20 protein-coding genes are annotated in these 23849 nt (G+C 72.5%); 16 read left to right on the top strand and 4 right to left on the bottom strand.

Going from position 1 to position 23849, the window contains the following annotated elements:
* Positions 1-81 precede the first annotated feature (81 nt).
* The gene (locus OVN18_RS12710) at positions 82-1908 is read right to left on the bottom strand and encodes an AMP-dependent synthetase/ligase (protein WP_267781133.1); all 1827 of its coding nucleotides are present in this window, start codon (positions 1906-1908) and stop codon (positions 82-84) included.
* Between the two features lie 98 nt (positions 1909-2006).
* Between OVN18_RS12710 and OVN18_RS12705 the strand changes: the two genes are divergently transcribed.
* The 3 genes from OVN18_RS12705 to OVN18_RS12695 all read left to right on the top strand — a co-directional run bounded on the left by OVN18_RS12705 (position 2007) and on the right by OVN18_RS12695 (position 5178).
* A complete protein-coding gene (locus OVN18_RS12705; RefSeq protein ID WP_267781131.1) occupies positions 2007-2960 on the top strand; it encodes an ROK family glucokinase in 954 nt (317 codons plus the stop codon).
* A gap of 70 nt (positions 2961-3030) precedes the next feature.
* Positions 3031-3720, top strand: a complete 690-nt coding sequence (locus tag OVN18_RS12700; RefSeq protein WP_267739412.1) for a lysophospholipid acyltransferase family protein — start codon at positions 3031-3033, stop codon at positions 3718-3720.
* Between the two features lie 87 nt (positions 3721-3807).
* The gene (locus tag OVN18_RS12695) at positions 3808-5178 is read left to right on the top strand and encodes a class II 3-deoxy-7-phosphoheptulonate synthase (protein WP_407666044.1); all 1371 of its coding nucleotides are present in this window, start codon (positions 3808-3810) and stop codon (positions 5176-5178) included.
* A 79-nt stretch (positions 5179-5257) separates the two neighbouring features.
* On the opposite strand, the gene pknB is transcribed toward OVN18_RS12695, so the two are convergent.
* Both pknB and OVN18_RS12685 read right to left on the bottom strand, forming a co-directional pair.
* Positions 5258-7216: a Stk1 family PASTA domain-containing Ser/Thr kinase gene (pknB, locus tag OVN18_RS12690; protein ID WP_267781129.1), complete on the bottom strand. Its 1959-nt coding sequence runs from the start codon at positions 7214-7216 to the stop codon at positions 5258-5260.
* A 49-nt stretch (positions 7217-7265) separates the two neighbouring features.
* Complete coding sequence (locus OVN18_RS12685) at positions 7266-8408, bottom strand: LysM peptidoglycan-binding domain-containing protein (RefSeq protein WP_456085752.1); 1143 nt, start codon at positions 8406-8408, stop codon at positions 7266-7268.
* A gap of 406 nt (positions 8409-8814) precedes the next feature.
* Here OVN18_RS12685 and OVN18_RS12680 point away from each other — a divergent pair, with 406 nt between their 5' ends.
* A complete protein-coding gene (locus OVN18_RS12680) occupies positions 8815-9153 on the top strand; it encodes an Rv2175c family DNA-binding protein (RefSeq protein WP_267737393.1) in 339 nt (112 codons plus the stop codon).
* Positions 9154-9229: 76 nt separating this feature from the next.
* Here OVN18_RS12680 and OVN18_RS12675 read toward each other — a convergent pair whose 3' ends face one another.
* Positions 9230-10351, bottom strand: coding sequence for a polyprenyl synthetase family protein (locus OVN18_RS12675; RefSeq protein WP_267737392.1), 1122 nt, complete (start codon positions 10349-10351; stop codon positions 9230-9232).
* Positions 10352-10435: 84 nt separating this feature from the next.
* On the opposite strand from OVN18_RS12675, the gene OVN18_RS12670 reads away from it, so the two are divergent.
* The 12 genes from OVN18_RS12670 (at position 10436) to murC (ending at position 23663) form a co-directional block, all read left to right on the top strand.
* Complete coding sequence (locus OVN18_RS12670) at positions 10436-10825, top strand: DUF3040 domain-containing protein (protein WP_267781125.1); 390 nt, start codon at positions 10436-10438, stop codon at positions 10823-10825.
* Positions 10826-11121: 296 nt separating this feature from the next.
* Positions 11122-11553, top strand: coding sequence for a division/cell wall cluster transcriptional repressor MraZ (gene mraZ, locus OVN18_RS12665; RefSeq protein WP_168915890.1), 432 nt, complete (start codon positions 11122-11124; stop codon positions 11551-11553).
* 107 nt (positions 11554-11660) lie between these two features.
* Positions 11661-12611 carry a 16S rRNA (cytosine(1402)-N(4))-methyltransferase RsmH gene (rsmH, locus tag OVN18_RS12660; RefSeq protein WP_267781124.1) on the top strand — a complete coding sequence of 317 codons (951 nt, stop codon included), beginning with the start codon at positions 11661-11663 and terminating at the stop codon, positions 12609-12611.
* Positions 12608-13228, top strand: a complete 621-nt coding sequence (locus OVN18_RS12655) for a hypothetical protein (protein ID WP_267781123.1) — start codon at positions 12608-12610, stop codon at positions 13226-13228. The genes rsmH and OVN18_RS12655 overlap by 4 nt, the downstream gene beginning before the upstream one ends.
* 52 nt (positions 13229-13280) lie before the next feature.
* The gene (locus OVN18_RS12650) at positions 13281-15053 is read left to right on the top strand and encodes a peptidoglycan D,D-transpeptidase FtsI family protein (protein WP_267781122.1); all 1773 of its coding nucleotides are present in this window, start codon (positions 13281-13283) and stop codon (positions 15051-15053) included.
* Positions 15054-15078: 25 nt separating this feature from the next.
* Complete coding sequence (locus OVN18_RS12645) at positions 15079-16626, top strand: Mur ligase family protein (RefSeq protein WP_267781120.1); 1548 nt, start codon at positions 15079-15081, stop codon at positions 16624-16626.
* On the top strand, positions 16623-17270 hold the full coding sequence (locus OVN18_RS12640) for a glutamate ligase domain-containing protein (RefSeq protein ID WP_267737387.1): 648 nt from the start codon (positions 16623-16625) through the stop codon (positions 17268-17270). Before OVN18_RS12645 ends, OVN18_RS12640 begins: the two co-directional genes overlap by 4 nt.
* On the top strand, positions 17264-18364 hold the full coding sequence (gene mraY / locus OVN18_RS12635) for a phospho-N-acetylmuramoyl-pentapeptide-transferase (protein WP_267781118.1): 1101 nt from the start codon (positions 17264-17266) through the stop codon (positions 18362-18364). Before OVN18_RS12640 ends, mraY begins: the two co-directional genes overlap by 7 nt.
* A 1-nt stretch (position 18365) precedes the next feature.
* Positions 18366-19901, top strand: a complete 1536-nt coding sequence (gene murD / locus OVN18_RS12630; protein ID WP_267781116.1) for a UDP-N-acetylmuramoyl-L-alanine--D-glutamate ligase — start codon at positions 18366-18368, stop codon at positions 19899-19901.
* Entirely contained in the window at positions 19858-21096 is a 1239-nt protein-coding gene (gene ftsW / locus OVN18_RS12625) for a putative lipid II flippase FtsW (protein WP_267737384.1), read from the top strand. The genes murD and ftsW overlap by 44 nt, the downstream gene beginning before the upstream one ends.
* The gene (gene murG / locus OVN18_RS12620; protein ID WP_267781115.1) at positions 21093-22172 is read left to right on the top strand and encodes an undecaprenyldiphospho-muramoylpentapeptide beta-N-acetylglucosaminyltransferase; all 1080 of its coding nucleotides are present in this window, start codon (positions 21093-21095) and stop codon (positions 22170-22172) included. The genes ftsW and murG overlap by 4 nt, the downstream gene beginning before the upstream one ends.
* Before the next feature lie 12 nt (positions 22173-22184).
* Positions 22185-23663 (top strand): UDP-N-acetylmuramate--L-alanine ligase, encoded by a 1479-nt coding sequence (gene murC / locus OVN18_RS12615; RefSeq protein ID WP_267781114.1) that lies wholly within the window; start codon positions 22185-22187, stop codon positions 23661-23663.
* Positions 23664-23849: the final 186 nt, after the last annotated feature.

Here is a 23849-nt window from a genome sequence, read left to right as displayed (position 1 = left end):
CCGATGCGCGGCACTGAAGCCCTCCGACGACGACGGGGCGCCCTCCGTGAGGAGGAGCGCCCCGTCGGCCGGTTCGGCGTCTCAGCCCTGCAGCGAGATCCCCTGCGTCTGCGGAGCCCCGGCGTACATGCCCTCGATCACCGACGCGAAGTCGGCGGTGATGACGTTGCGCTTGATGCTCATCTTCGGCGTGAGATGACCGCTCGCCTCCGTGAACTCGGTGGCGAGGATGGTGAACTTGCGGATCGACTCGGCGCGCGAGACGCGGGCGTTGGCCACGTCGACCGCGCGCTGCACCTCGGCGAGCACCTTCGGGTGCCGGGCCGCGGCGTCGAGCGACATCGTCGCCTCCTCGCCGTTGTTGTTGAGCCAGACCGGCAGCATCTCGCTGTCGAGCGTGATGAGGGCCGAGACGAAGGGCTTCTGATCGCCCACGACGACGACCTGGCCGATGATCGGGTTCGAGCGGATCGGGTCCTCGAGCCCGGCGGGGGCGACGTTCTTGCCTCCGGCCGTGACGATGATCTCCTTCTTGCGCCCGGTGATCGTGAGGTAGCCGTCATCGTCGAGGGTGCCGAGGTCGCCCGTGCGGAACCACTCGCCGTCCATCACCTCGGCCGTCGCCGCCTCGTTCTTCCAGTAGCCGGCGAAGACGTTGATGCCCTTGACGAGGATCTCGCCGTCCTCGGCGATCTTCACGCCGACGCCGGGCAGGGCCGGGCCGGTCGTGCCGATCTTGAACTTGCTCACCAGGTTGACCGTGGCCGGCGCCGTCGTCTCGGTCAGGCCGTAGCCCTCGAGGATCCGGATGCCCATGCTGCGGAAGAAGTGGCCGAGCCGCAGACCGAGGGGAGCCGATCCGGAGACCGCGTAGACGACGCGGCCGCCCATCGCGGCCTTGAGCTTGGAGTACACCAGGCGGTCGAAGAGCGCGAACTGCACCTTGAGCCCGAACGGGACGGTGCCGGCGTCGAGCGCCTGCGAGTGGGCGACGGCGACGTCGGCCGCCCGGCGGAAGATCTTGCCCTTGCCCCCGGCCTCGGCCTTCTGCTCCGAGGAGTTGTAGACCTTCTCGAAGACGCGCGGCACGGCGAGCAGGAACGTGGGCTTGAAGGAGCCGAGCGCCGGCAGGAGCTGCTTGGTGTCGGCCTGGTGGCCGACCTTGGCCCCGGCGTGCACGGCGAGGATGGAGATGAACCGGGCGAAGACGTGCGCGGTGGTGATGAAGAGCAGGGTGGATGCTCCCGGCGCCAGCACCTCCTTCATGGCGACCGCGGCGTTGCGGCTGAGCTCCACGAAGTTCGAGTGGGTGAGGATGCAGCCCTTGGGGGTGCCGGTCGAGCCGGAGGTGTAGATGAGCGTCGCGAGATCCGAGCCGACGGCGATCCGGCGGCGCTCCTCGACCTGCTCGTCGCTGATGCCCGTGCCCTGAGCGGCGAGCTTGTCGAGGTCGCCGAGGTGCATCTGCCAGGTGGTGGCGACGTGCGCCACGTCGCCGGCGATCTCGTCGAAGCGCGAGAAGTGCTCGGCCGTCTCGACGATGATCGCGGTCGCCTCGGAGTTGTCGAGGATGTACTGGATCTGGCTCGGCGAGCTGGTCTCGTAGATCGGCACGAGCACGGCGCCGGCGAACCAGGCGGCGAAGTCGACGAGGGTCCACTCGTAGCGCGTCTTGCAGATGAAGCCGATCTTGTCGCCGGCCTGCACGCCGGAGGCCATGAAGCCCTTCGCGAGCGCGACGACCTGGCGGTGGAACTCCCCGGCCGAGACGTCCTGCCAGCCGCCGTCGGCGGTCGGCAGCGCGAAGAGCGCGGCGTCGGGGTCGATGGCCACGCGGTCGACGAGGAGGTCGGTGGCGTTGGCCTGGGGGTCGGGTGTGACGACGGCCGGGACGACGAACTCTTTCACGGCAACTCCTTCGGTACCGTTGGACGGGTGGTGGCGGAAGTCTATCCGCAGCGCGCTCCCTCTCATGGGGCGCGCGGGCCCCGCTAGGCTCGTGTCCCGTGCATGCTGTGGGAATCGACATCGGTGGGACCAAGATCGCGGGCGCGCTTGTCGCCGATGACGGGGTGATCGTCGCGGAGGAGCGCCGTCCGACGCCCGCCGGAGACCCGGCCGCCATCGTCGACGTCGTCGTCGGCATGGTGGAGCGCCTCGCGCTCGGGCATCGGGTCGTCGCCACGGGCGTCGCCGCCGCCGGCTTCATCGACTCCGCGCAGAGCACCGTCTACTACGCGCCGAACATCAAGTGGCGCAACGAGCCGCTGCGCGACCGGCTGCGCGAGCGCCTCGGCATGGACGTCACCATCGACAACGACGCCAACGCCGCCGGCTGGGCCGAGTTCCGCTTCGGCGCCGCGCGGGATGCCCGCGACATGACGATGCTGACGATCGGCACCGGGGTCGGCGGCGCGATCGTCACGGGCGACCGCCTGCTGCGCGGCGGCTTCGGCACGGCCGGCGAGCTCGGCCACCTGCGGGTCGTGCCCGACGGCCTGCCCTGCGGATGCGGGGCCCGCGGCTGCATCGAGCAGTACGGCTCGGGCCGCGCGCTGCTGCGCATGGCGAACGAGATCGCCGATGCCGGCGGCATCGGCCTGGCCCTGGCCGCCGCGCGCGAGCGGGCGGGGGCGCTCGATGGGGGCATCCTCGCCGAGTACATCGCCGAGGGGGACCCGGGAGCCCTGCACGCCCTGCGCCAGCTCGGGCACTGGCTCGGCCAGGCCTGCGCGAGCCTCTCGGCCGTGCTCGACCCCGAGCTGTTCGTCTTCGGCGGGGGAGTGTCGATCGCGGGCGATCTTCTGCTCGACCCGGTGCGCGAGAGCTACCTGAGCCACCTCCCGGCCCGGGGGTACCACCCCGAGCCGCGCTTCGTCGTCGCCGAGCTCGTCAACGACGCGGGGGTGGTCGGCGCCGCCGACCTCGCCCGCATCCACGCCGAGGCCGCGACGAGCTGAGACGCCCGCCCTCGTCGAGAGGGTTAGGGTTGTGCCCAGCGACGACCGCGGCGAGAGGAGGGGGACACCGGTGTTCTACTGGCTGATGAAAAACCTCGTCATCGGGCCGATCCTGCTCACGGTCTTCCGGCCGTGGGTGCGCGGCATCGAGAACGTCCCCCGCAACGGGCCGGTCATCCTCGCGAGCAACCACCTCTCCTTCGTCGACTCGGTGTTCCTGCCCCTCGTGCTCGATCGGCGCGTGGTGTTCCTGGCGAAGAGCGACTACTTCACCGGCAAGGGCGTCAAGGGCTGGCTCACGAAGGTCTTCTTCGAGGCGAGCGGCCAGCTGCCGATCGATCGCTCGGGCGGCCGGGCGAGCGAGGCCTCTCTCAACACGGGTCTGCGTGTCCTCGCCGACGGCTACGCGCTCGGCATCTACCCCGAGGGCACCCGCAGCCCCGACGGCATCATGTACCGCGGTCGCACGGGCGTCGCCCGCATGATCCTCGAGTCGGGGGCTCCCGTCGTGCCGGTCGCGATGATCGACACCGAGAAGGTCATGCCGATCGGCGTCCGCATCCCCAAGGTCATGCGCCCCGGCGTCGTCTTCGGCGAGCCGCTCGACTTCAGCCGCTTCGCCGGGCTCGAGGGCGACCGCTTCGTGCTGCGCTCGATCACGGACGAGATCATGTACGAGCTCGGCCGCCTGAGCGGCCAGGAGTATCACGACGTCTACGCCACGACGGTCAAGGACCGCCGCCCCGCGCACACGCGCTGAGCCGCTCCGACGCTCGACTAGGCTCGACCGAGGCCGCTGTGCGCGGCCGATGACCCCATCACCCTCCCGCTCGAAGGACGTTCCGCCGTGGTCGATCCGACCGAACCCGTCATCTCCGCAGACCCCGCCGTGCTCGCCGGTCTCGACCACTGGCGCACGCTGCCGATCAAGCAGCAGCCCGCCTGGCCGGATGCCGCCGCCGTCGCCGCCGCCTCGGCCGAGCTCGCCACCATGCCGCCGCTCGTCTTCGCGGGCGAGGTCGACCAGTTGCGCGAGCGGCTCGCCCGCGCGGCCCGCGGCGAGGCCTTCCTGCTGCAGGGCGGCGACTGCGCCGAGACCTTCGCCGGAGCGACGGCCGACCAGATCCGCAACCGGGTCAAGACGATCCTGCAGATGGCGGTCGTGCTGACCTACGGCGCCTCGATGCCCGTCATCAAGATGGGCCGCATGGCCGGCCAGTTCGCCAAGCCCCGCTCGAGCGACAACGAGACCCGCGGCGACGTCACGCTGCCCGCGTACCGCGGCGACATCGTCAACGGCTACGACTTCACGCCCGAGTCGCGGCAGGCCGACCCGGCCCGCCTGGTCAAGGGCTACCACACGAGCGCGTCGACCCTGAACCTCATCCGCGCCTTCACGCAGGGCGGCTTCGCCGACCTGCGCATGGTGCACAGCTGGAACAAGGGCTTCGCCGCGAACCCCGCCAACCAGCGCTACGAGGGCCTCGCCGGTCACATCGATCGCGCGATCAAGTTCATGGAGGCGGCCGGCGCCGACTTCGACGAGCTCAAGCGCGTGGAGTTCTACTCCAGCCACGAGGGCCTGCTCATGGACTACGAGCGCCCGATGACCCGCATCGACTCCCGCACCGGCACGCCGTACAACACGAGCGCGCACTTCCTCTGGATCGGCGAGCGCACCCGCGACCTCGATCACGCGCACGTCGACTTCTTCCGCCGCATCCGCAACCCCATCGGCATCAAGCTCGGCCCGTCCACGACGCCCGAGACGATGGAGAAGCTCATCGACGTGCTCGACCCCGATCGCGAGCCGGGTCGCATCACCTTCATCACGCGCATGGGCGCGGGCACGATCCGGGATGCCCTCCCGCCGCTCCTCGAGGCGATCAAGAGCTTCGATGCCACTCCGCTGTGGGTCACCGACCCGATGCACGGCAACGGCCTCACCACCCCCACCGGGTACAAGACGCGCCGCTTCGACGACGTCGTCGACGAGGTCAAGGGCTTCTTCGAGGCGCACCGCGCGGCGGGCACGCATCCCGGCGGCATCCACGTCGAGCTCACCGGGGACGACGTCACCGAGTGCCTCGGCGGCTCGGAGATGATCGACGAGGCGACGCTCGCGACCCGCTACGAGTCGCTCTGCGACCCGCGGCTCAACCACATGCAGTCGCTCGAGCTCGCGTTCCTCGTCGCCGAGGAGCTCGGCAAGGCCTGACGCCCCGGCGGGCGCGGGCCTCGTCGGCCGCGCCCGCCGCCGGAGCGGACCGCGCCGGGTCGATCGGCGGCGGCGACCGTCAGTCGAAGAACGCGACGATGGTGATGGGCGTGCCGCGCAGCACCTGGGCGTCCCCGGGGCGCACCTCCTGCACGATCGCGAGACCCCAGAAGACGCTCGGCGCGTTCGTCTCGATCGTCACCTCGAATCCGGCCTCGGTGAGGATGTCGCGGGCGGCGTTGATGCTCTCGCCGACCACCTCGGGCACGTCCACGAGGTCGGGACCCTTCGAGAGCGTGAGCGCGAACTCGGCGCCCGGGCGGATGGCGCCCTCCGGGCCGGCGACGCTCACGACGCCGTCCGCGGCGATGTCGTTGTTGAAGACCGGCTCGCCCACGACCGAGGCGACGAGTCCGCGATCCTCGAAGGCCCGGATCGCATCCGCGGAGGGCAGACCGATCACGTCGGGCACCGGGCCGGCGGAGACCACGAGGCTCACCGGGGTGCCGACGAACGAGCTCGACTCCGGCTCGATCGCGGTCTCCGTGCCGTCCTCCGCGAGGCTCACGAGCGCCACGACCGAGCCCTCGGGGATCTCGCCGTCGAACTGCGCGATGGTCTGCTCGGCCGGGACGAGCCTGGCCGTCTCGAGCGCGAGCCGGGCATCCGCCTCGGGGATCCCGATGACGCCGGGGACGGTCGTCGGCTCGCGACCGAGCGAGACGACGAGCTGCACGGGCAGGTCGCGCGCCACGATCTCGCCGGCGGGCGGGTCGGTGCCCGCGACGAGACCGGCGGGCACCTCGGGGTCGAAGGCCTCGCCCTGCGTCTCCGACACGAGCACGCCCTGCTCCTCGAGGGCGAGCTGCGCCTCCTCGACCGAGAGGCCGCGCACGTCCTCGATCGTCGCCTGCGCGCCGGGGCCCGCGCCGAACCACCATCCTGCTCCGGCGGCGAGGCCGGCGAGGAGCAGCACGACGGCGAGCAGGATCCAGCCGCGGCGCCGCCGCGGCGCCGCGGCGCGGGCGAGCTCCCCGGTCGCGCTGGAGGTCGCCATGGCGGAGGCGGCGGGCGTCACGGCCGCGGCGACGGCGCCGCGCGTGCCGAGCACCTGCGTCTCGGCCGTGTCGCCCTGCGCGACGAGCGGCGTCGCGAACGCCATCGTCTTCTGCGGTCCGGTGCCGGTGAGGGAGGTCTCGAGATTGCGGGCCGTCTCCTGCACCTGCTCGAGCAGCTCGCGGGCGTCGGCGGGACGGTCCTCGGGATCGCGCGCGGTCGCCCACAGCACGAGCTCGTCGAGCTCGGCCGGCACCTTGGGGTTCGTGCCGCTCGGTGCGGGGACGGAGTCGTTGGCGTGCTGGTAGGCGATCTGCATCGGCTGCTCGCCCTTGAACGGCTGCTCGCCCGTGAGCATCTCGAACATCATGATGCCGACGGCGTAGATGTCGCTGCGGGTGTCGGCGATGCCGCGGGTCACCAGCTCGGGGGAGAGGTAGGCGATCGTGCCGAGCAGGGCCGCCCCGGTCGCCGTCGCGGCGGTCGCCGCCCGGGCGAGCCCGAAGTCGCCGATCTTGATGCGTCCGTCGTCGGCGAGCAGCACGTTCTCGGGTTTGAGGTCGCGGTGCACGATGCCGGCGCGGTGGGCCGCGGCGAGGCCCGAGAGCAGCGCCTCGACGATGTCCATGGTCTGCTCGCTCGTCAGCGCGCCGTACTCCTGCAGCAGATCGCGCAGCGTGATGCCGGGCAGGTACTCCATGACGAGGTACGCCGAGTCGGCATCCTGCCCCTGATCGAAGACGTTGACCACGTTGGGGTGGGCCAGACGGGCGGCCGAGCGCGCCTCCTGGATGAAGCGCTCGGTGAAGGTGCTGTCGTCGGCCAGGTGCCCGTGCATGATCTTGACCGCGACGAGGCGCTCGAGGCGCTGATCGGTGGCGAGGTACACGGTGGCCATACCGCCCCGCGCGATGCGCGAGCGCACCTGGTACCGGCCGTCGATGAGCCGGCCGATCATCGGGTCGGTCATCGAAGTGCTCACTCGAGAGATTCTAGATCGCGAGGCCCGGCAGGCCGGGGTGCCACACGGATCAGGTCAGTTCGTAGAGCCAGGCCCAGGCGCTCGACTCCCACTTCGCGTAGTGGTCGGGGTAGGCCGAGATCTGCACGGCCTGCGCGGCCTGCGTGAGGCTCATCGACTGCCAGCCCGGGATGTCGAGGAGGCCCCGCGTGAGGCCCTCGCGGCCGACGTAGAACAGCTTCGCGGCGGTGGCCGGCGTCTGCAGCTCGGTCACGGTGCCCCAGCCGGTGCTCGGGCGCTGCTGGAAGAGCCCGACCGAGTCGCGGTCGCCCCAGGTGAGATTGCGCATCGACGACTCCTGCATGGCCGTCGCGAGGGCGATGACGATGCCGTAGTCCGGCACCCCCAGCTGGCGACCGACCTGGATGATCGTCGTCGCGTGCTGGCGGCCCTCGCCGCTGAGCGGCGAGATGGTGCCCGCCGGCGGCGGGGTCGTCTGCGGCGGCGCCGGGACGGGGCCCGCGAAGGGAGCGGCGGGAGCCGCCGGAGCGGGCGCCGCGGTCGGGGCCGGCGGCGGCCCGGGGAGCGCGGGCGCCGCGCTGATGGCGGCGTCGGCGGCGTCCCCCGGCGCGATGTGGGCGGCCGGGACGGCGTCGGCGAGCGGCGCGGGCCCGGTGCCGGGGATGGTGATGACCTGGCCGGGGTAGATGATGCTCGACCAGCCCAGCCCGTTCGCGTCGAGGATCGACTGCGTCGAGACGCCGAAGCGCGCGGCGATGGCCGAGAGGGTGTCGCCCGCGCGGATGGCGTACTGGCCGCCCGTGACGGCGGGGGTCGAGGCGGCGGCGGCCTTGACCGCGCCGGAGGCGAGCGTGAGGCGCTGACCGGGGAAGATCGTCGACTTCCAGCTGAGGCCGTTGAGCGCCAGCACCGAGGCGGTGGAGAGCCCGAACCGCCCGGCGATGCCGCTGACGGTGTCGCCCGCGGCGACGGTGTACTGGGTCGGAGCGGCCGCCGTCGCGACGGCCTGCGCGGCGAGAGCACCCGGGGCGATCGCGGCGCCGACGTGGGCGAGCGCGGCGCGCAGCGTGCTCGGGCCGAGCGCCTGCTGGGGCTTGGGGCTCAGCGGCTTGCGCGGAGCGGCGTGCGCGGTGTCGGCGGGACCGGTGAGGCCGATGCCGAGCGCGATCGCGCCGGTGAGCACGATGGGCATGGTGCTGCGGGCGGCGCTGCGCATGCGGGTCGCCGCCCGGCTCTGCGACGGCATCCGCTCGTCGCCGGGAGCCGAGGCGAGCGAGGTCGCCGTGCTCGTCGGGGCGGCGGCCGCCCCTCCGCGCGGAGCGAGACCGCCGAACACCGCGCGAGCGCGGTCGCGCCCCTCGCTCTGGAGCTGCTGCCAGCGCTCCTGATCGTTCTCGTGGTCGCTCTCGGGCATGCGACGCCGTCCCTCCGGTGATGCGGTGCGTCCGGTCGGAGTGCCGGCCGCGCGCGGATGTCCCCCATCCGCGGTCACAGAATACAACGCGTGTCAACTACCGTGACGGATGTGACGGGCGTTAACACGCTCGAAACAAACGCAGCCGCCCCGCCGACCCCCGCACGCATGGCACCCTGGAGGGGTGACTGCTGATCCCACCCGCTGGCTGACCGTCCCCGACCTCGTCGAGATCCTCGGCGTCTCGCCCGGCCGCGTCCACCGCCTGCTCGAAGACCGCCAGCTCCTCGGCATCCGTCGCGACAAGGTGCTCGTCGTTCCGGAGGCCTTCCTCCGCGACGGCGAGCCGCTGCACGAGCTGCGCGGAACTCTCGTCCTGCTGGCCGACAGCGGCTACTCCGACGACGAGGCGATGCGGTGGATGCTCGGCCACGACGACGCGCTCGGCACCACCCCCATCGCGGCGCTCCGGGAGGGCCGCAAGGCCGAGGTGCGGCGCGTCGCCCAGTCGCTCGCCTTCTAGCCAGCCGGGGGCGTCGCGCTCCGGGCTCCGCGGGCGACCGATGAGCTCGACCGACGAGCTCGACCGACGGGCTCGTCTAGTGGGCGCGGCGCGTGACCAGGTCGCTGAGCCCGATGAGCTCGGAGCGGGCCGACCGACTGAGGGGCGCGTCCTCGATCGCGGCGATCGCCTGCGCCACCGAGCGGGAGATGATCTGCTCGACGGTCTCGACCGCCCCGCTCTCCTGGATCGTGGCCTGCAGGGTGCGGATCTGCGCCTCGGTCAGATCGGGGTCGCCCAGCAGCTCGTCGATCAGGCGGGTGGCACCGCCGGGGAGGGCGGCGCGGGCCAGCGCGATGAGCACGGTGCGCTTGCCCTCGCGCAGGTCGTCGCCCGCGGGCTTGCCGGTGACGCTCGGATCGCCGAAGACCCCGAGCAGGTCGTCGCGCAGCTGGAAGGCGACGCCGAGGGGGAGCCCGAAGGCGCGCAGGGCCGCGACCTGCTCCTCGCTGCCCCCGGCCATCAGCCCGCCGAGCGCGAGCGGGGCCTCGATGGAGTACTTCGCCGACTTGTAGGTGACCACGCGGTGGGCGCGGGGGAGCAGGTCCTCCTCCGGGGCCTCGCGCCAGGCGACCTCCTCGAGGATGTCGAGGTACTGGCCGACGGTGACCTCGGTGCGCATGAGGTGGAACTCGCTGCGGGCCCGTCGAGCGGCGGCGCGGTCGGCGACCCGGGAGAGGCCCTGGGCGAGCAGCTCGTCGCTCCAGCCGAGGAGCAGGTCGCCGTGCAGCAGGGCGCTGGCGGATCCGTAGCCGGAGGAGGAACCGACCCACTCGCGCCGCGCGTGCTCGGCCTCGAAGCGGCGGTGCACCGAGGGCATCCCTCGCCGCGTGTCGGAGTTATCCATGATGTCGTCGTGCACGAGCGCCGCAGCGTGGAAGATCTCGAGGGCGGCCGCGAGGTCGATGACGGCGTCCAGCTCCGGGTGGTCGTCGAGCTCGGCGAGGAGGTCGTCGGAGCGCACGGTGCCGGCCACGGAGTGCCAGCCCCAGTAGGCGAACAGGGCCCGGAACCGCTTGCCCCCGCTGAGCAGATCGCGACTGGCGTCGAGGAAGACGTCCAGCTCGTCGGCGATGGTCGCCAGGTGGTTGCCCCGCTCCGTCAGGAACTCATCGAGTCGGGCATTGACCAGGTCGACTAACCGCAATCTCTCAGGCACCCGCCTAGCCTATCCAGGAGCGCGGTCCTACACTGGAGGAGCGGTGGGAGACGACCCATCGCGCCGAGCATCAAGGGGTTCAGCATGCCGCTGTCTGAGCAGGAGCAGCGCCTTCTCGAAGAGATGGAGCGCAATCTCTACCAGAACGACGCCGACTTCGTCGCGACCGTCTCCGGGCGCCGCGGCAAGCCGAACTACACGCAGATCGCTCTGGGCGCCCTGCTCGCCATCGCGGGCGTCGGCGCGCTCGTCGCCGGCGTCATCACGCAGCTCGCCGTGATCGGCATCATCGGCTTCGCTCTCATGCTCGCCGGCGTGCTCATCGTCATCACCCCCGGCCGCGGCAGCGCCTCCGCCGAGCCCGTCGCCCGACCGGGTGCCGCTCCGCGATCCGGCAGCAAGCCCCGCCGCAGCGGCTCCTTCATGGACACCATCAACGAGCGCTGGGAGCGCCGCCAGGACGGCGACCGCTAGACCCCCCACTTCCCTCCCTCCTCCAGGGCCGACCCACTCCGGGTCGGCCCTTTTTTCGTGCGCCCCGGGCCCGAGCCCGTCGCGCGGGCGGGTCGAGAGCGAGGGGATACCCGCGCCCCTCCCCGTGGCGCACGATTCCCTCCACCGCCCTCCACCCCGTTGATCCGCGGAATTGCTGCCCGTCGTGCCCCCACTTCGGGCTACAGTGGCCGCAGATCATAGTTTTGTGGAGCAAAGTGGAGTAAAGTGGAGCTCACCTAGATCTTCAGGCCGGAGATGGGAAGGGGGAGGCGACGATGTTCCTCGGCACGCACACCCCCAAGCTCGACGAGAAGGGGCGCATCATCCTTCCGGCGAAGTTCCGCGAGGAGCTCTCGGGCGGCGTCGTGCTCGCCCGCGGGCAGGAGCGCTGCGTCTACGTCTTCAGCCGGCCGACCTTCCAGGAGAAGGTCGAGGCGATCACCAAGGCCCCGCTCACCAGCCGGGCCGCCCGCGACTACGTGCGCATGTTCCTGTCGGGCGCGAGCGATGAGGTGCCCGACAAGCAGCACCGCGTCACCGTCCCCGCGGCGCTGCGCGACTACGCCGGCCTCGGCCGGGACCTCACCGTGATCGGCGCGGGCGACCGGGCCGAGATCTGGGCGACCGAGGCCTGGGAGGCGTACTACGCCGAGAAGGAGGAGGCGTTCTCGAGCACCGAGGAGGAGGTGATCCCGGGCCTGTTCTGATCGCGAGGCATCGGACTCCCAGCCGTGATCCGCCCTGGCGCACCTTCCCCGGTGCCAGGTCGCACGGATGGGGATCCGGGCCCCGCGCTCCGACTCACCGGACGCGCATGACCGAGACCCGTCACATCCCCGTGCTCCTCGAGCGATCGCTCGACCTGCTCGCCCCCGCGCTCGAGCGCCCCGGCGCCGTCATGGTCGACGCCACCCTGGGCCTCGGCGGCCACACCGAGGCCGCGCTCGACCGGTTCCCCGGCCTGACCGTCGTCGGCCTCGATCGCGACACCGACGCCCTCGCGGCCTCGGGGGAGCGGCTGGCCCGGTTCGGCGAGCGGTTCCAGCCCGTGCACACCGTCTACGACGGGATCCGGGAGGCGCTCGACGACCTCGACCACGCCGCCGCCGACGCGGTCCTCTTCGACCTGGGCGTCTCCTCCATGCAGCTCGACGAGGCCGAGCGCGGCTTCGCCTACTCGCAGGATGCTCCCCTCGACATGCGCATGGACCGCACGACCGGCCCGACCGCTGCCGTCGTGCTCGCCGAGTACCCGGAGGACGAACTGCGCCGCATCTTCTACGCCTACGGCGAGGAGAAGCTCGCGCCCCGCTACGCCCGACGCATCGTCGAGGCGCGCCAGAGCGCTCCGATCGAGCGCAGCGGCCAGCTCAACCAGATCATCTTCGACGCGACGCCCCGGTCGGCCCAGCGCACCGGTCACCCCGCGAAGCGCGTGTATCAGGCCCTCCGCATCGAGGTGAACGCCGAGCTGGCGGCCCTCGAGGCGGCGCTGCCGGCCGCTCTCGACTCGCTCACCATCGGCGGCCGCATCGTCGTCCTCGCCTACCAGTCCCTGGAGGATCGCATCGTCAAGCGCGAGCTCGCCGCCCGTTCCCGATCCACGGCCCCCGCGGGGCTCCCGATGGAGCTGCCCGAGCACCGCCCGGAGTACCGGCTGCTGGTGCGCGGCGCCGAGCTCGCCGATGAGACCGAGCGCGCGCGCAACCCGCGCGCCATCCCCGTGCGCCTGCGCGCCGCCGAGCGCCTCCGGATCCCCGCGTGAGTGCCGCGACCGCCCTCGCGGCGACCGCCCGCCGCTTGCCGTCGGCCGCGATCGCGGCGCCGGCATCCCCCCGCGCCCCGCGCCCCGTCGAGGTCGTCACGACCCGCGCCCAGCGCCGGGCCCGCCCTCGCGCCGTGTACGCCGTCGTCTCGACCGCGGGTGTGCTCGCCATCCTGCTCACCCAGCTGCTGCTGTCGATCGCGCTGAGCGACGGTGCCTACCGCATCGCCGCTCTGCAGGGCGAGGCCGTCGAGCTCGACCGCTCCGCCCAGGTGCTCAGCGAGAGTCTCGAGACTCTGCGCTCCCCCCAGAACCTCGCCGCCAATGCCGAGTCGCTCGGCATGGTGACGAACGCCAGTCCCGCGTACCTGCGGCTGGCTGACGCGACGGTGCTGGGCGCACCGGTCGCGGCCGACGCCGGAGCAGGGGTGCTCGACGGGCGTGCGGGCACGATCGGCAATGTGCTGCTGACCGACGTGCCCCTGGTGACCTCGGGGCCGGAGGGAGAGGCGAACGGCGTGGCCGCGACGCCGCCGGCCCCGGGGTCGCTAACCTCGCCCGCGAACGGCACCGCACCGGAGCAGCCCACCACGCTGCCGTCGCCGGTCACCCGGTGACGGGCATCCACCCCCGAACGAGAACCGACCCCGCATCAGGCAGGAGCACCGCGTGATCGCCGTCCGCCGCACCCGACGCCGCATGGCGATGACCGTCATCATCGTGGCCGCGATCGTGCTCGCGTTCCTCGTGCGCCTCGTCGACATCCAGGTGGTGCGGGCGGGGGAGCTGACCGCCGCGTCGGAGCAGCGGCGCTCCGTGCCGACCCTGACCTACGGCGCCCGGGGCGACATCGTCGACCGCAACGGGGTCGTGCTCGCCGACACCGTCTACCGCTACGACATCACCGTCGCTCCGAAGTTCGTCGACGACAGCACCGTCGTCGACGAGGAGACGGGCGAGCGCTCGATCCGGCCGGTGGCCGATGCCCTCGGCGCGATCGCCGGGCTCACCGGTCAGGAGGCGGCGTCGCTGCAGGCGATCATCGATGACGAGCTCGCCGCCGATCCCGACGACGATCACGCCTACCTCGTCCGCGGGGTCACGACCGAGGTCTACCGCGCCGTGCGCGATCTCGGAATCCCCTGGGTCTACTTCGAGCGGCAGCCCGCGCGCACCTACCCGAACGGCCAGGTCGCCGGTAATCTCGTCGGGTTCCTCGGCACGGATGGCCCCCTGACCGGTCTCGAGAGCAGCATGGACGAGTGCCTGGCCGCGACCAACGGCACCGCCACCTACGAGCGCGGCGCCGACGGCGTGCGCCTGCCGGGCTCCACCGTGGTCGAGCAGGCCCCCATCGACGGCGGAACGCTGCGCACGACGATCGACACCGACCTGCAGTGGTTCGCCCAGCAGGCCATCGAGGCGCAGGGCTCCGCGCTCGGCGCGGACTGGGCGACGGCGATGGTGGTGCGCGTCGATGACGGGCACATCCTCGCGGCCGCCGACTGGCCGACCGTCGACCCCAACGATGTGAACGGCACCGAGCGGGGCAATCTGGGCTCCCGCATCTTCAGCACCCCCTACGAGCCCGGCTCGACCATGAAGCCCGTCAGCTTCGCGGCGATGCTCGACGCCGGCGTCACGACGCCGACTGAGAAGGTCACCGTGCGCGACGGGTACTCGACCATCTCGGACTTCGTGATCCGCGACGCGTGGGCGCACGGCGACCTGCCGCTCACGAGCACGGGCATCCTCGTCAACTCCTCCAACATCGGTACCTCGCAGCTCGCCGAGCGGCTCTCGATCGCGCAGCGCGAGCAGTACCTGCGCGGTTTCGGCCTCGGCGACTACACGGGCATCGACTTCCTCGGCGAGGCGGCGGGCTTCGTCGACACGGCCGAGAGCATCGACGGGCACCGCGCCTTCGTGCAGATGTTCGGGCAGGGCATCACCGCGACGAGCGCTCAGATGGCGGGCGCCTACCAGGTCATCGCGAACGACGGCGTGCGCGTGCCCCTGACGCTCGTGTCCGGCTGCGAGCGCAGCGACGGCACCGTGACGGACGCGCCCTCCGCCGAGGGCGTGCCGGTGGTCTCGGAGGCGGCCGCGGACGGCGTCGTCTCCATGCTCGAGGGGGTCGTGACCGACGGCGCGCTCGCCGCGCAGCTCGCCGTTCCCGGCTACCGGGTGGCGGCCAAGACGGGCACGGCCGAGGTGGCCGAGAACGGCGTCTACACCAACGATCGCGTCGTGAGCGTCGCGGGGATGGCGCCGGCCGAGAACCCGGAATACATCGTCATCGTCACGTTCGTGAAGCCCGATACGATGAAAGTGTCCGCCGCCGCGGCACCCACCTTCCAGTCGATCATGACCCAGGTGCTCAAGACCTACCGGGTGCCCCCCTCGACGCAGCCCGCGCCCCGCCTGCCACTCACCTGGTAGCGCCTCCCTCGAGAAAGAAGTCGTGTTGTCCGGTCGCATCCCCCCCGTCCTCCGACCGGAGCACCCCGCGGCGCGCCCGCTGAGCGGTCTCGTCGAGGAGTTCGGCATCGAGGCCCGCGGGTCGCTCGACGGCATCGAGATCACGGGCATCACCCTGAGCACGGCCGACCTGCAGCCCGGCGACCTCTACGTGGGCGTGCGGGGGGAGCACCGGCACGGCGCCGAGTTCGCCGGCGACGCCGCGCAGAAGGGCGCCGTCGCGATCATGACCGACGAGGCCGGTGCCGCCATCGCGGGGGATGCCGCGCTCCCCATCCTCGTCGTCGACGACCCGCGCGCCGCCCTCGGCGACGTCTCGGCCTGGGTCTACCGCACGATGGAGGAGCCCCCGCTGCTCTTCGGGACGACCGGCACGAACGGCAAGACCTCCACCTCGCACCTGCTGGAGGGCATCCTGCGCCAGGTCGGGCTCGTGACCGGCCTCTCGTCGACCACCGAGCGCCACATCGGCGAGCTCTCGGTCGTCAGCCGGCTCACCACCCCCGAGGCGAGCGAGATGCACGCCCTGCTCGCCCGCATGCGCGAGGCGGGCGTGCGCGCCGTCGCCGTCGAGGTGAGCGCCCAGGCCCTGACCCGGCACCGCGTCGACGGCATCGTCTTCGACGTCGTGGGCTTCACCAATCTCAGTCACGACCACCTCGACGACTACTCCGACATGGAGGAGTACTTCCAGGCGAAGCTGCCGCTTTTCCAGCCCGAGCGGGGCAGGCGCGGTGTCGTCTCGCTCGACTCGCCGTACGGGCAGCGGGTCGTCGACTCGGCGCGCATCCCGGTGACGACCATCAGCGCGCGCGACGACGTCGACGCCGAGTGGCGCGTGCAGCTCACGGACGAGACTCCGCTGTACACGGGCTTCCGGCTCACCGGCCCGGGCGGGCAGTCGCTCGAGACGCGCGTGCCGCTCATCGGCTGGCACATGGCCGCGAACGCCGGTCTCGCGATCGTCATGATGGTCGAGGCGGGCTTCGAGCTCGACGCCATCGCCCACGCGCTCGGCGAGACGGGCATCGACGCCTACCTGCCCGGCCGTATCGAGCGGGTCTCGGGAGAGGAGGGGCCGAGCGTGTACGTCGACTTCGGACACAGCCCCGACGCCTTCGAGAACACCCTCGCCGCCGTGCGCCGCTTCACGACGGGTCGCACGATCATGGTCGTCGGCGCCGACGGCGACCGCGATGCGACCAAGCGGCACGAGATGGGCCGCGTCTCGGCCGAGGGCTGCGACGTGCTCGTCATCACCGACCACCACCCCCGGTTCGAGGACCCGGCCTCGATCCGCGCGACCCTCCTCGAGGGCGCCGCGCTCGCGACGAACCGGCCCGAGATCCACGAGGTGAGCCCGCCCGAGGCGGCCATCCGCGTCGCGGTGAACCTCGCCCGCGAGGGCGACTCCATCCTCTGGGCAGGGCCCGGCCACCAGGACTACCGCGACATCCGCGGCGTGCGTACCGAGTACTCCGCCCGCGATGAGGCGCGCGCCGCTCTGCGCGAGGCCGGCTGGAGCACGCGATGACGGTCGTGGTCGACGACGTGCGGCACACACTCGAGGGCGCGGTCATCGACGTGCGCCACGGCGACGAGGCGGGCACGATCCGGCTCGAGGCCCTCGGCGACGCGGTCGTCGACGCGGCCCTGACGACGCTCGAGTCCGCTCTCGCCGCGGGCGGCGCCTGGGCGGATGCCCTCGCCGCCGCCGCGCGCACCGCCGAGATCCCCGGCCGCTGCCGGCGCATCCCGCTCGGCAACGGCGCCCTGCTGCTCGACGACACCGCGGCGCGGACCCGGCACGAGGTCGGCCGCTCCCTCAAGGTGCTCGCCGACGCCGCGCGCGGCCGCACGCGGTCGCTCGCCGTGCTCGGCGAGCTCGACTCCGAGCCCGCCGAGTGGTTCGACGACCACGACGGCCTCGGGCGTCTCGTCGTGCGCCTCGACGTCTCCCAGCTCATCGTCGTCGGCCACGGCGCCCGTCACACGGCGACCGCGGCCGGGCTCGAGGGCTCATGGGACGGGGAGTCGGTGCTCGTCGCCGACCTCGACGAGGCCTACGCTGTGCTGCGATCGCACCTCCGACCGGGGGACGCGCTGCTCATCAGCGCGGCGGCCCGCACCCCGCTGGCCGACCTGGTCGACCGCCTGACCCAGGAGGCCTCGTGGTAGTCCTGCTCCTCTCCGGCGCTTTCGCCCTCGCCTTCACCCTCTTCACGACCCCGCTCTTCATCCGGCTCTTCAAGAGGCTCGAGTGGGGCCAGTTCATCCGGGACGACGGACCGCAGTCGCACCACACCAAGCGCGGCACCGCCACGATGGGCGGCATCATCGTCATCCTCGGGGCGGTGGGCGGCTACTTCTTCGGCCACCTCGTGACGGGGGAGCGCATCACGGTCAGCGCCCTGCTCGTGCTGCTGCTCATGGTGAGCCTCGGCTTCGTCGGCTTCATCGACGACTTCTCGAAGGTGCGCAAGCAGCGCAGCCTCGGACTGGGCGGCTGGGCCAAGGTGGCCGGGCAGGTGATCGCCGCGGCGGCCTTCGCGGTGCTCGCGCTCGGATTCCCCGATGAGAACGGGCTGACGCCCGCGTCGACGGCGATCTCAGCGGTGCGCGACATCGAGTGGCTCGACTTCGCTCTCCTCGGCGGGCCGGTCATCGGCGGCATCCTGTTCACGATCTGGACGATCATCATCGTCGTGAGCGCCTCGAACGCGGTCAACGTCGCCGACGGTCTCGACGGGCTCGCGACGGGGTCGTCCATCCTCGCGATCGGCGCCTACATCCTCATCGCGTTCTGGCAGTTCAACCAGAACTGCCTCAGCCCCTCGCTCGACGCGGCTGTGCAGTACAAGTGCTACGACGCGCGCGACTCCCTCGACCTCGCGATCGTGGCGGCCGCGATCGTCGCCTCGCTCATCGGGTTCCTGTGGTGGAACACCTCGCCCGCGCAGATCTTCATGGGCGACACCGGCTCGCTCGCCCTCGGCGGCGCCCTCGCCGCCCTCGCCATCCTCACCCGCACCGAGCTCCTGCTCGTCTTCATCGGCGGCCTCTTCCTCATCGTCACCGGCTCGGTGATCGTGCAGCGCATCTACTTCAAGCTCAGCGGCGGCAAGCGCATCTTCCTCATGAGCCCGCTGCACCACCACTTCGAGCTCAAGGGCTGGGCCGAGGTGACCGTCGTCGTGCGGTTCTGGCTCATCGGCGGCTTCCTCGTCGCGGTCGGCGTCGGCCTGTTCTACCTCGAATGGGCGGTGCTGTAGCGTGCCGCGCCTCGATGAGCTGACCAGCTGGCACGCCGACTGGTCGCAGCTGCGCGTGGTCGTGCTCGGCCTCGGCGTCACCGGCTTCGCCGCCGCCGACACCCTCGCCGAGCTCGGGGCCCGGGTGCTCGTGGCGGCCTCGGCGCCCGACGAGGAGCGCGCGAGGATCCTGCCCGTGATCGGCGTCGATCTCGTCGAGATCGGCGGGGGCGACGACCCGGCCGACATCGCGGCCCTCGCCGCCCACGAGCCCGAGCTGCTCGTCGTGTCGCCGGGCTTCCGGCCGGAGCATCCCCTTCTGCAGTGGGCCGAGCGGCAGGGAGTGCCCGTCTGGGGCGACATCGAGCTCGCCTGGCGCGTGCGCGACAAGATCGCGCCGCCCGCGGAGTGGATCCTCGTCACCGGCACGAACGGCAAGACCACGACGACCCAGCTGACGGCCACGATGCTGCAGGAGGGCGGATCGCGCGTCGCGCCCTGCGGCAACATCGGCGTGCCCGTGCTCGACGCCGTGCGCGACCCGGCCGGCTTCGACGTGCTCGTCGTCGAGCTCTCGAGCTTCCAGCTGCACCACCTGCCCACCTCCGGCCCGGGCGCTCTGGTCCCGCTGGCCAGCGTGTGCCTGAACCTCGCCGAGGATCACTACGACTGGCACGGCTCGGCCGACGCGTACCGCGACGCGAAGGCCAAGGTCTACGCAGGCACCCGGGTCGCCTGCGTGTACAACCTGCGCGACGAGGCCACGATGCGCATGGTCGAGCAGGCCGAGGTGCAGGAGGGCTGCCGCGCCATCGGCTTCGCCGCGGACACCCCCGGCCCGAGCGACGTCGGGCTCGTCGACGGGATCCTCGTCGACCGGGCGTTCCACGACGACCGCCGGCACTCCGCCCTCGAGCTCGGCACGTTGGCCGACGTGGCCGCCGCGGGCCTCGCCACCCCGCACGGCCTCGCCAACGCCCTCGCCGCCGCGGCGCTCGCGCGGGCGGCCGGTACGCCCGTCATCGCGGTGCGGGATGCCCTGCGCCGGTTCCGCGTCGACGCCCACCGCACCGAGACGGTGCTCGAGGCGGCCGGCATCGTCTGGGTCGACGACTCGAAGGCGACCAACCCGCACGCCGCGGATTCCGCCCTCGCCGCCTTTCGCTCGGTGGTCTGGATCGTCGGGGGCCTGCTCAAGGGCGTCGACATCGCCCCGCTCGTCGCGCGCCACCGCTCCCGGCTGCGGGCGGCGGTCGTGCTCGGGGTCGACCGATCGGCCGTGCTCGAGGCGTTCGCGCGACACGCGCCCGATCTGCCCGTGTTCGAGGTCGAGGCCGACGACACTGAGGGCGTGATGCCGGGCGCCGTGCGAGCGGCGGCCGCGGCGGCGCACGATGGCGACACCGTGCTGCTGGCACCGGCAGCGGCATCCATGGATCAGTTCGACGACTACGCCGACCGGGGGCGACGCTTCGCCTCGGCCGTGCACCAGCATCACGGGGAGGGGGCGCCGCATGGCGACGACCCGAGCGCCGAGCAGTCCGGCACCGTCGACTGACGCGACGGGGCCCGGTGGCCGCGGCGCGGCCGCCGTCATCGCCGTGCGCCGACTGTTCACCGCGCAGAGCACCGACTACATGCTCGTGCTCGGTACCGCGATCTTCCTCGTCGCCCTCGGGCTCGTCATGGTGCTCTCCTCGTCCTTCGTGCAGTCGGGTCGTGGCGGAGAGGCCTTCGGCGTCTTCATCCGGCAGTCCCTGTTCGCGGCCGTCGGCATCCCGGTCATGCTCGTCATGGCGCGCCTGCCCGTCGTGTTCTGGCGGCGTTGGGCGCGCACCTTCGTCTACATCGGATTGGGTCTGCAGCTGCTCGTCTTCGTGCCGGGCCTCAGCTACGAGTACGGCGGCAACCGCAACTGGATCACCATCGGCGGATTCAGCGCCCAGCCCTCCGAGTTCCTCAAGCTGGCTCTGGTCGTCTGGCTCGCGAGCGTGCTGAGCAAGCGCGCCGATGCCTTCCCCGATCTCAAGAGCGTCATCTTCCCCGCGCTGCCGATCTCGGCGGTCGCGCTGATGCTCGTGCTCGCGGGCGGCGACCTCGGCACGGCGACGATCATGATCGCGATCGTCTTCGCCTCGCTCTTCTTCGCGGGCGCTCCGCTGCGGTATCTCGCCCTTCTGCTCGGCATGGGCGTTCTCGGCGCGATCGCCTTCGCGCTCACCGGCTCCTCCCGCACCGATCGCATCCGCATCTGGCTCGACGGGTGCACGCCCGAGCAGCTCGAGGGCGTGTGCTGGCAGCCGACGCACGGCATGTGGGCGCTCGGCTCGGGCGGCCTGCTCGGTCAGGGCCTCGGCAACTCGGCGGTGAAGTGGTCGTGGCTGCCCCACTCCGAGAGCGACTACATCTTCGCGATCATCGGCGAGGAGCTCGGGCTCGTCGGCTGCGCCGTCGTCATCGGCCTGTTCGCAGTGCTCGGTATCGGGCTCGTGCGTCTCATGCGCGCGCACACCGACCCGCTGCGCCGCATCGCCACCGGCGGCGTGATGGTCTGGATCGTCGGTCAGGCCTTCGTCAACATCGCCGTCGTGCTCGGCATGCTCCCCGTCCTCGGGGTGCCCCTTCCCCTCATCTCGGCCGGAGGCTCGGCCATGGTGGCGAACCTCATGGCGCTCGGCGTCGTTCTCTCGATGGCGCGCATCAGCGCTCCGACCGCCGATGCGGTCGCTCCCGTCCGGGGGTCGGTCGCGTGACGACCGCGCTCCTGGCCGGCGGAGGGACCGCCGGCCACGTCAATCCGCTGCTCGCGCTCGCCGATCACTGGCGGCAGGAGGAGCCCGACGCCGCGCTGCTCGTGCTGGGTACGGCGGAGGGGCTCGAGGCGCGGCTCGTGCCGCAACGCGGCTACGAGCTGCTCACCATCCCGCGCGTCCCCTTCCCCCGTCGTCCGGACGCGGCCGCCCTGCGGTTCCCCGCCCGGTTCCGGGAAGCGGTGAGGCGCACGCGCGCGATCATCCGCGATCGCGGGGTGCAGGTGGTCGTCGGGTTCGGCGGGTACGCCTCGGCCCCGGCCTACCTCGCGGCCCGGCTCGAGGGCATCCCCCTGATCGCTCACGAGGCGAACGCCCGCCCGGGCATCGCCAACCGGCTCGCGCACCGCCTCGGCGGCCGCATCGGCATCACCTTCGCCGGCACGCCGCTGCGCGGGGCGCGACTCGTGGGCATGCCGCTGCGCCGCGAGATCCTCGCGCTCGACCGCACCGCCGCCCGTCCCGAGGCGGCGGAGTTCTTCGATCTCGACCCGGCGCGCCCCGTGCTGCTCGTCACCGGCGGCTCGACGGGCGCGCGCCGCCTGAACGAGACGGTGGGCGAGTCGATCGCGCACCTGGTCGGGACGGGATGGCAGGTGCTGCACATCACCGGGCGCGACCGGGGCGGCGAGGATCCGGGAGTGCCGGGGTACCGCGTCGTCGAGTACTGCGACCGCATGGATCTCGCCTTCGCCCTCGCCGATCTCGTCGTCTGCCGCTCGGGCTCGGCCACCGTCAGCGAGCTCGCCGCGCTCGGACTGCCGTCCATCCTCGTGCCGTACCCGGTCGGCAACGGCGAGCAGCGCCTCAACGCCCGCGAGCTCGTCGCCGCCGGGGGAGCGGTGGTCGTCGACGACGCCGCCGCCACCCCGCAGTGGGTGCGCGAGACGCTCGTGCCGATGCTCATGCACCGCGCCGAGATCGCCCGCATGGCCGCCGCCGCGGGCACCGTCGGACGCCGCGACGGCAGCGCCGCCCTCCTCGGCCTCGTGCGCGAGGCCCTCGCGGCGAGCGCGTAGGGTGAGGCCGCTATGACGATCAAGCCCGACCCCGACCTCATCCTCCCCGACGACCTCGGTCGCCTGCACTTCGTGGGCATCGGCGGCAGCGGCATGAGCGGCATCGCCCGCATGTTCCACGACCGCGGGTTCGCCGTCACCGGCAGCGACCGCTCCGAGAGCGGTGCGGTCGACGCGCTGCGTGCGCTCGGCATCCCCGTCGCGATCGGGCACGACGCCGCCCACGTGGGGGAGGCCGACACGCTCGTCGTCACCGGAGCCCTCTGGGAGAGCAACCCCGAGTACCAGGAGGCCCTGCGCCGGGGCATGCCCGTGCTGCACCGCTCGCAGGCCCTCGCCTGGCTGGTGCGGGGCGAGCGCCTCGTCGCGGTCGCGGGCGCCCACGGCAAGTCGACCTCGACGGGGATGCTCGTCACGGCCCTGCGCGCCCTCGACCGCGACCCCTCCTTCGTGAACGGGGCCGTCATCCAGGGCGCCGGAACCTCCGCGGGCTGGGGCGAGGGCGAGCTCTTCGTGGTCGAGGCTGACGAGTCCGACGGCTCCTTCCTGCTCTACGACGCGAGCCTCGCGGTCGTCACCAACATCGACACCGACCACCTCGACCACTACGGCTCGGCCGAGGCGATCGAGCGGGCTTTCGCCGAGTTCTCGCGCGCGGTGCGCGAGGTGCTCGCCATCTCGGCCGACGACCCGGCCGCCGTGCGCCTCACGGCGCTGCTCGCGAGCCGCGCCGCGGCGCCCGGCGCCCCCGCGGGGCCGCGCATCCTGGCCTTCGGCGAGTCGGCCGACGCCGACGTCCGCGTCTCGGGCATCGCCGAGACCGGTCCCGTCTCCTTCCTCGTGCACGCGCAGGGCCTCGAGGCCCCGGTCGCCCTCGCGGTGCCCGGTCGCCACAACGCGCTCAACGCCGCGGGCGTCATCGCCGTGCTGCTCGGTCTGGGCATCCCGCTCGCCGAGGCGGCCGCCGCCCTCGACGGCTTCGCGGGAACCCAGCGCCGCTTCGAATCGCACGGCGAGGCGGCGGGCGTGCGCCTCGTCGACGACTACGCGCACCACCCCACCGAGGTCGAGGCGGCGCTGCAGACGGCGCGCTCGGTCGCCGAGGGCCACCGGGTCATCGCCATCCACCAGCCGCACCTCTACAGCCGCACCCAGCAGCTGGGCGGGGAGTTCGCGGCCGCCTACGAGCGGCTCGCCGACCACACGGTCGTGCTCGACGTCTTCGGCGCGCGCGAGGACCCGATCCCCGGCGTCACCGGGGCGCTCGTCAGCGGGGCCTTCACCGACCAGGCCCGCGTGGACTACCGGCCCGACTGGGCCGAGGCCGCCGCGCGCGTCGCGGAGATCGCCCGGCCGGGCGACATCGTCATGACGCTGAGCTGCGGCGACGTGTACCGCATCATCCCGCAGGTGCGCGAGGCGATCCTCGCCACGGCCACGGCCACGGCCACGGCCGACGCCGCCTCCTCGACGGCGGAGCCGCCCCGATGAAGCGGCCCGAGGGCTTCGACCGCGGGCGGGGCCCCGCGGTGCCGGAGACCTCGGGATCCGGTCGGACGGCGCGCGGGCAAAAGCCGCCGACGCCGCCGCGAGGGCCGCGCTCCAGCTCGACCTCACGAGGAGGGCGCGCCGATGAGGCGAGCGGCGCGACCGGCGGCGCAGCGTCCCTGACGAGCT

The organism is Microcella daejeonensis, assembly GCF_026625045.1.
Taxonomy (GTDB): domain Bacteria; phylum Actinomycetota; class Actinomycetes; order Actinomycetales; family Microbacteriaceae; genus Microcella; species Microcella daejeonensis.
The sequence above is the reverse complement of the archived record's forward strand: the minus strand, read 5'-3'. Positions and strand labels throughout refer to the sequence as shown.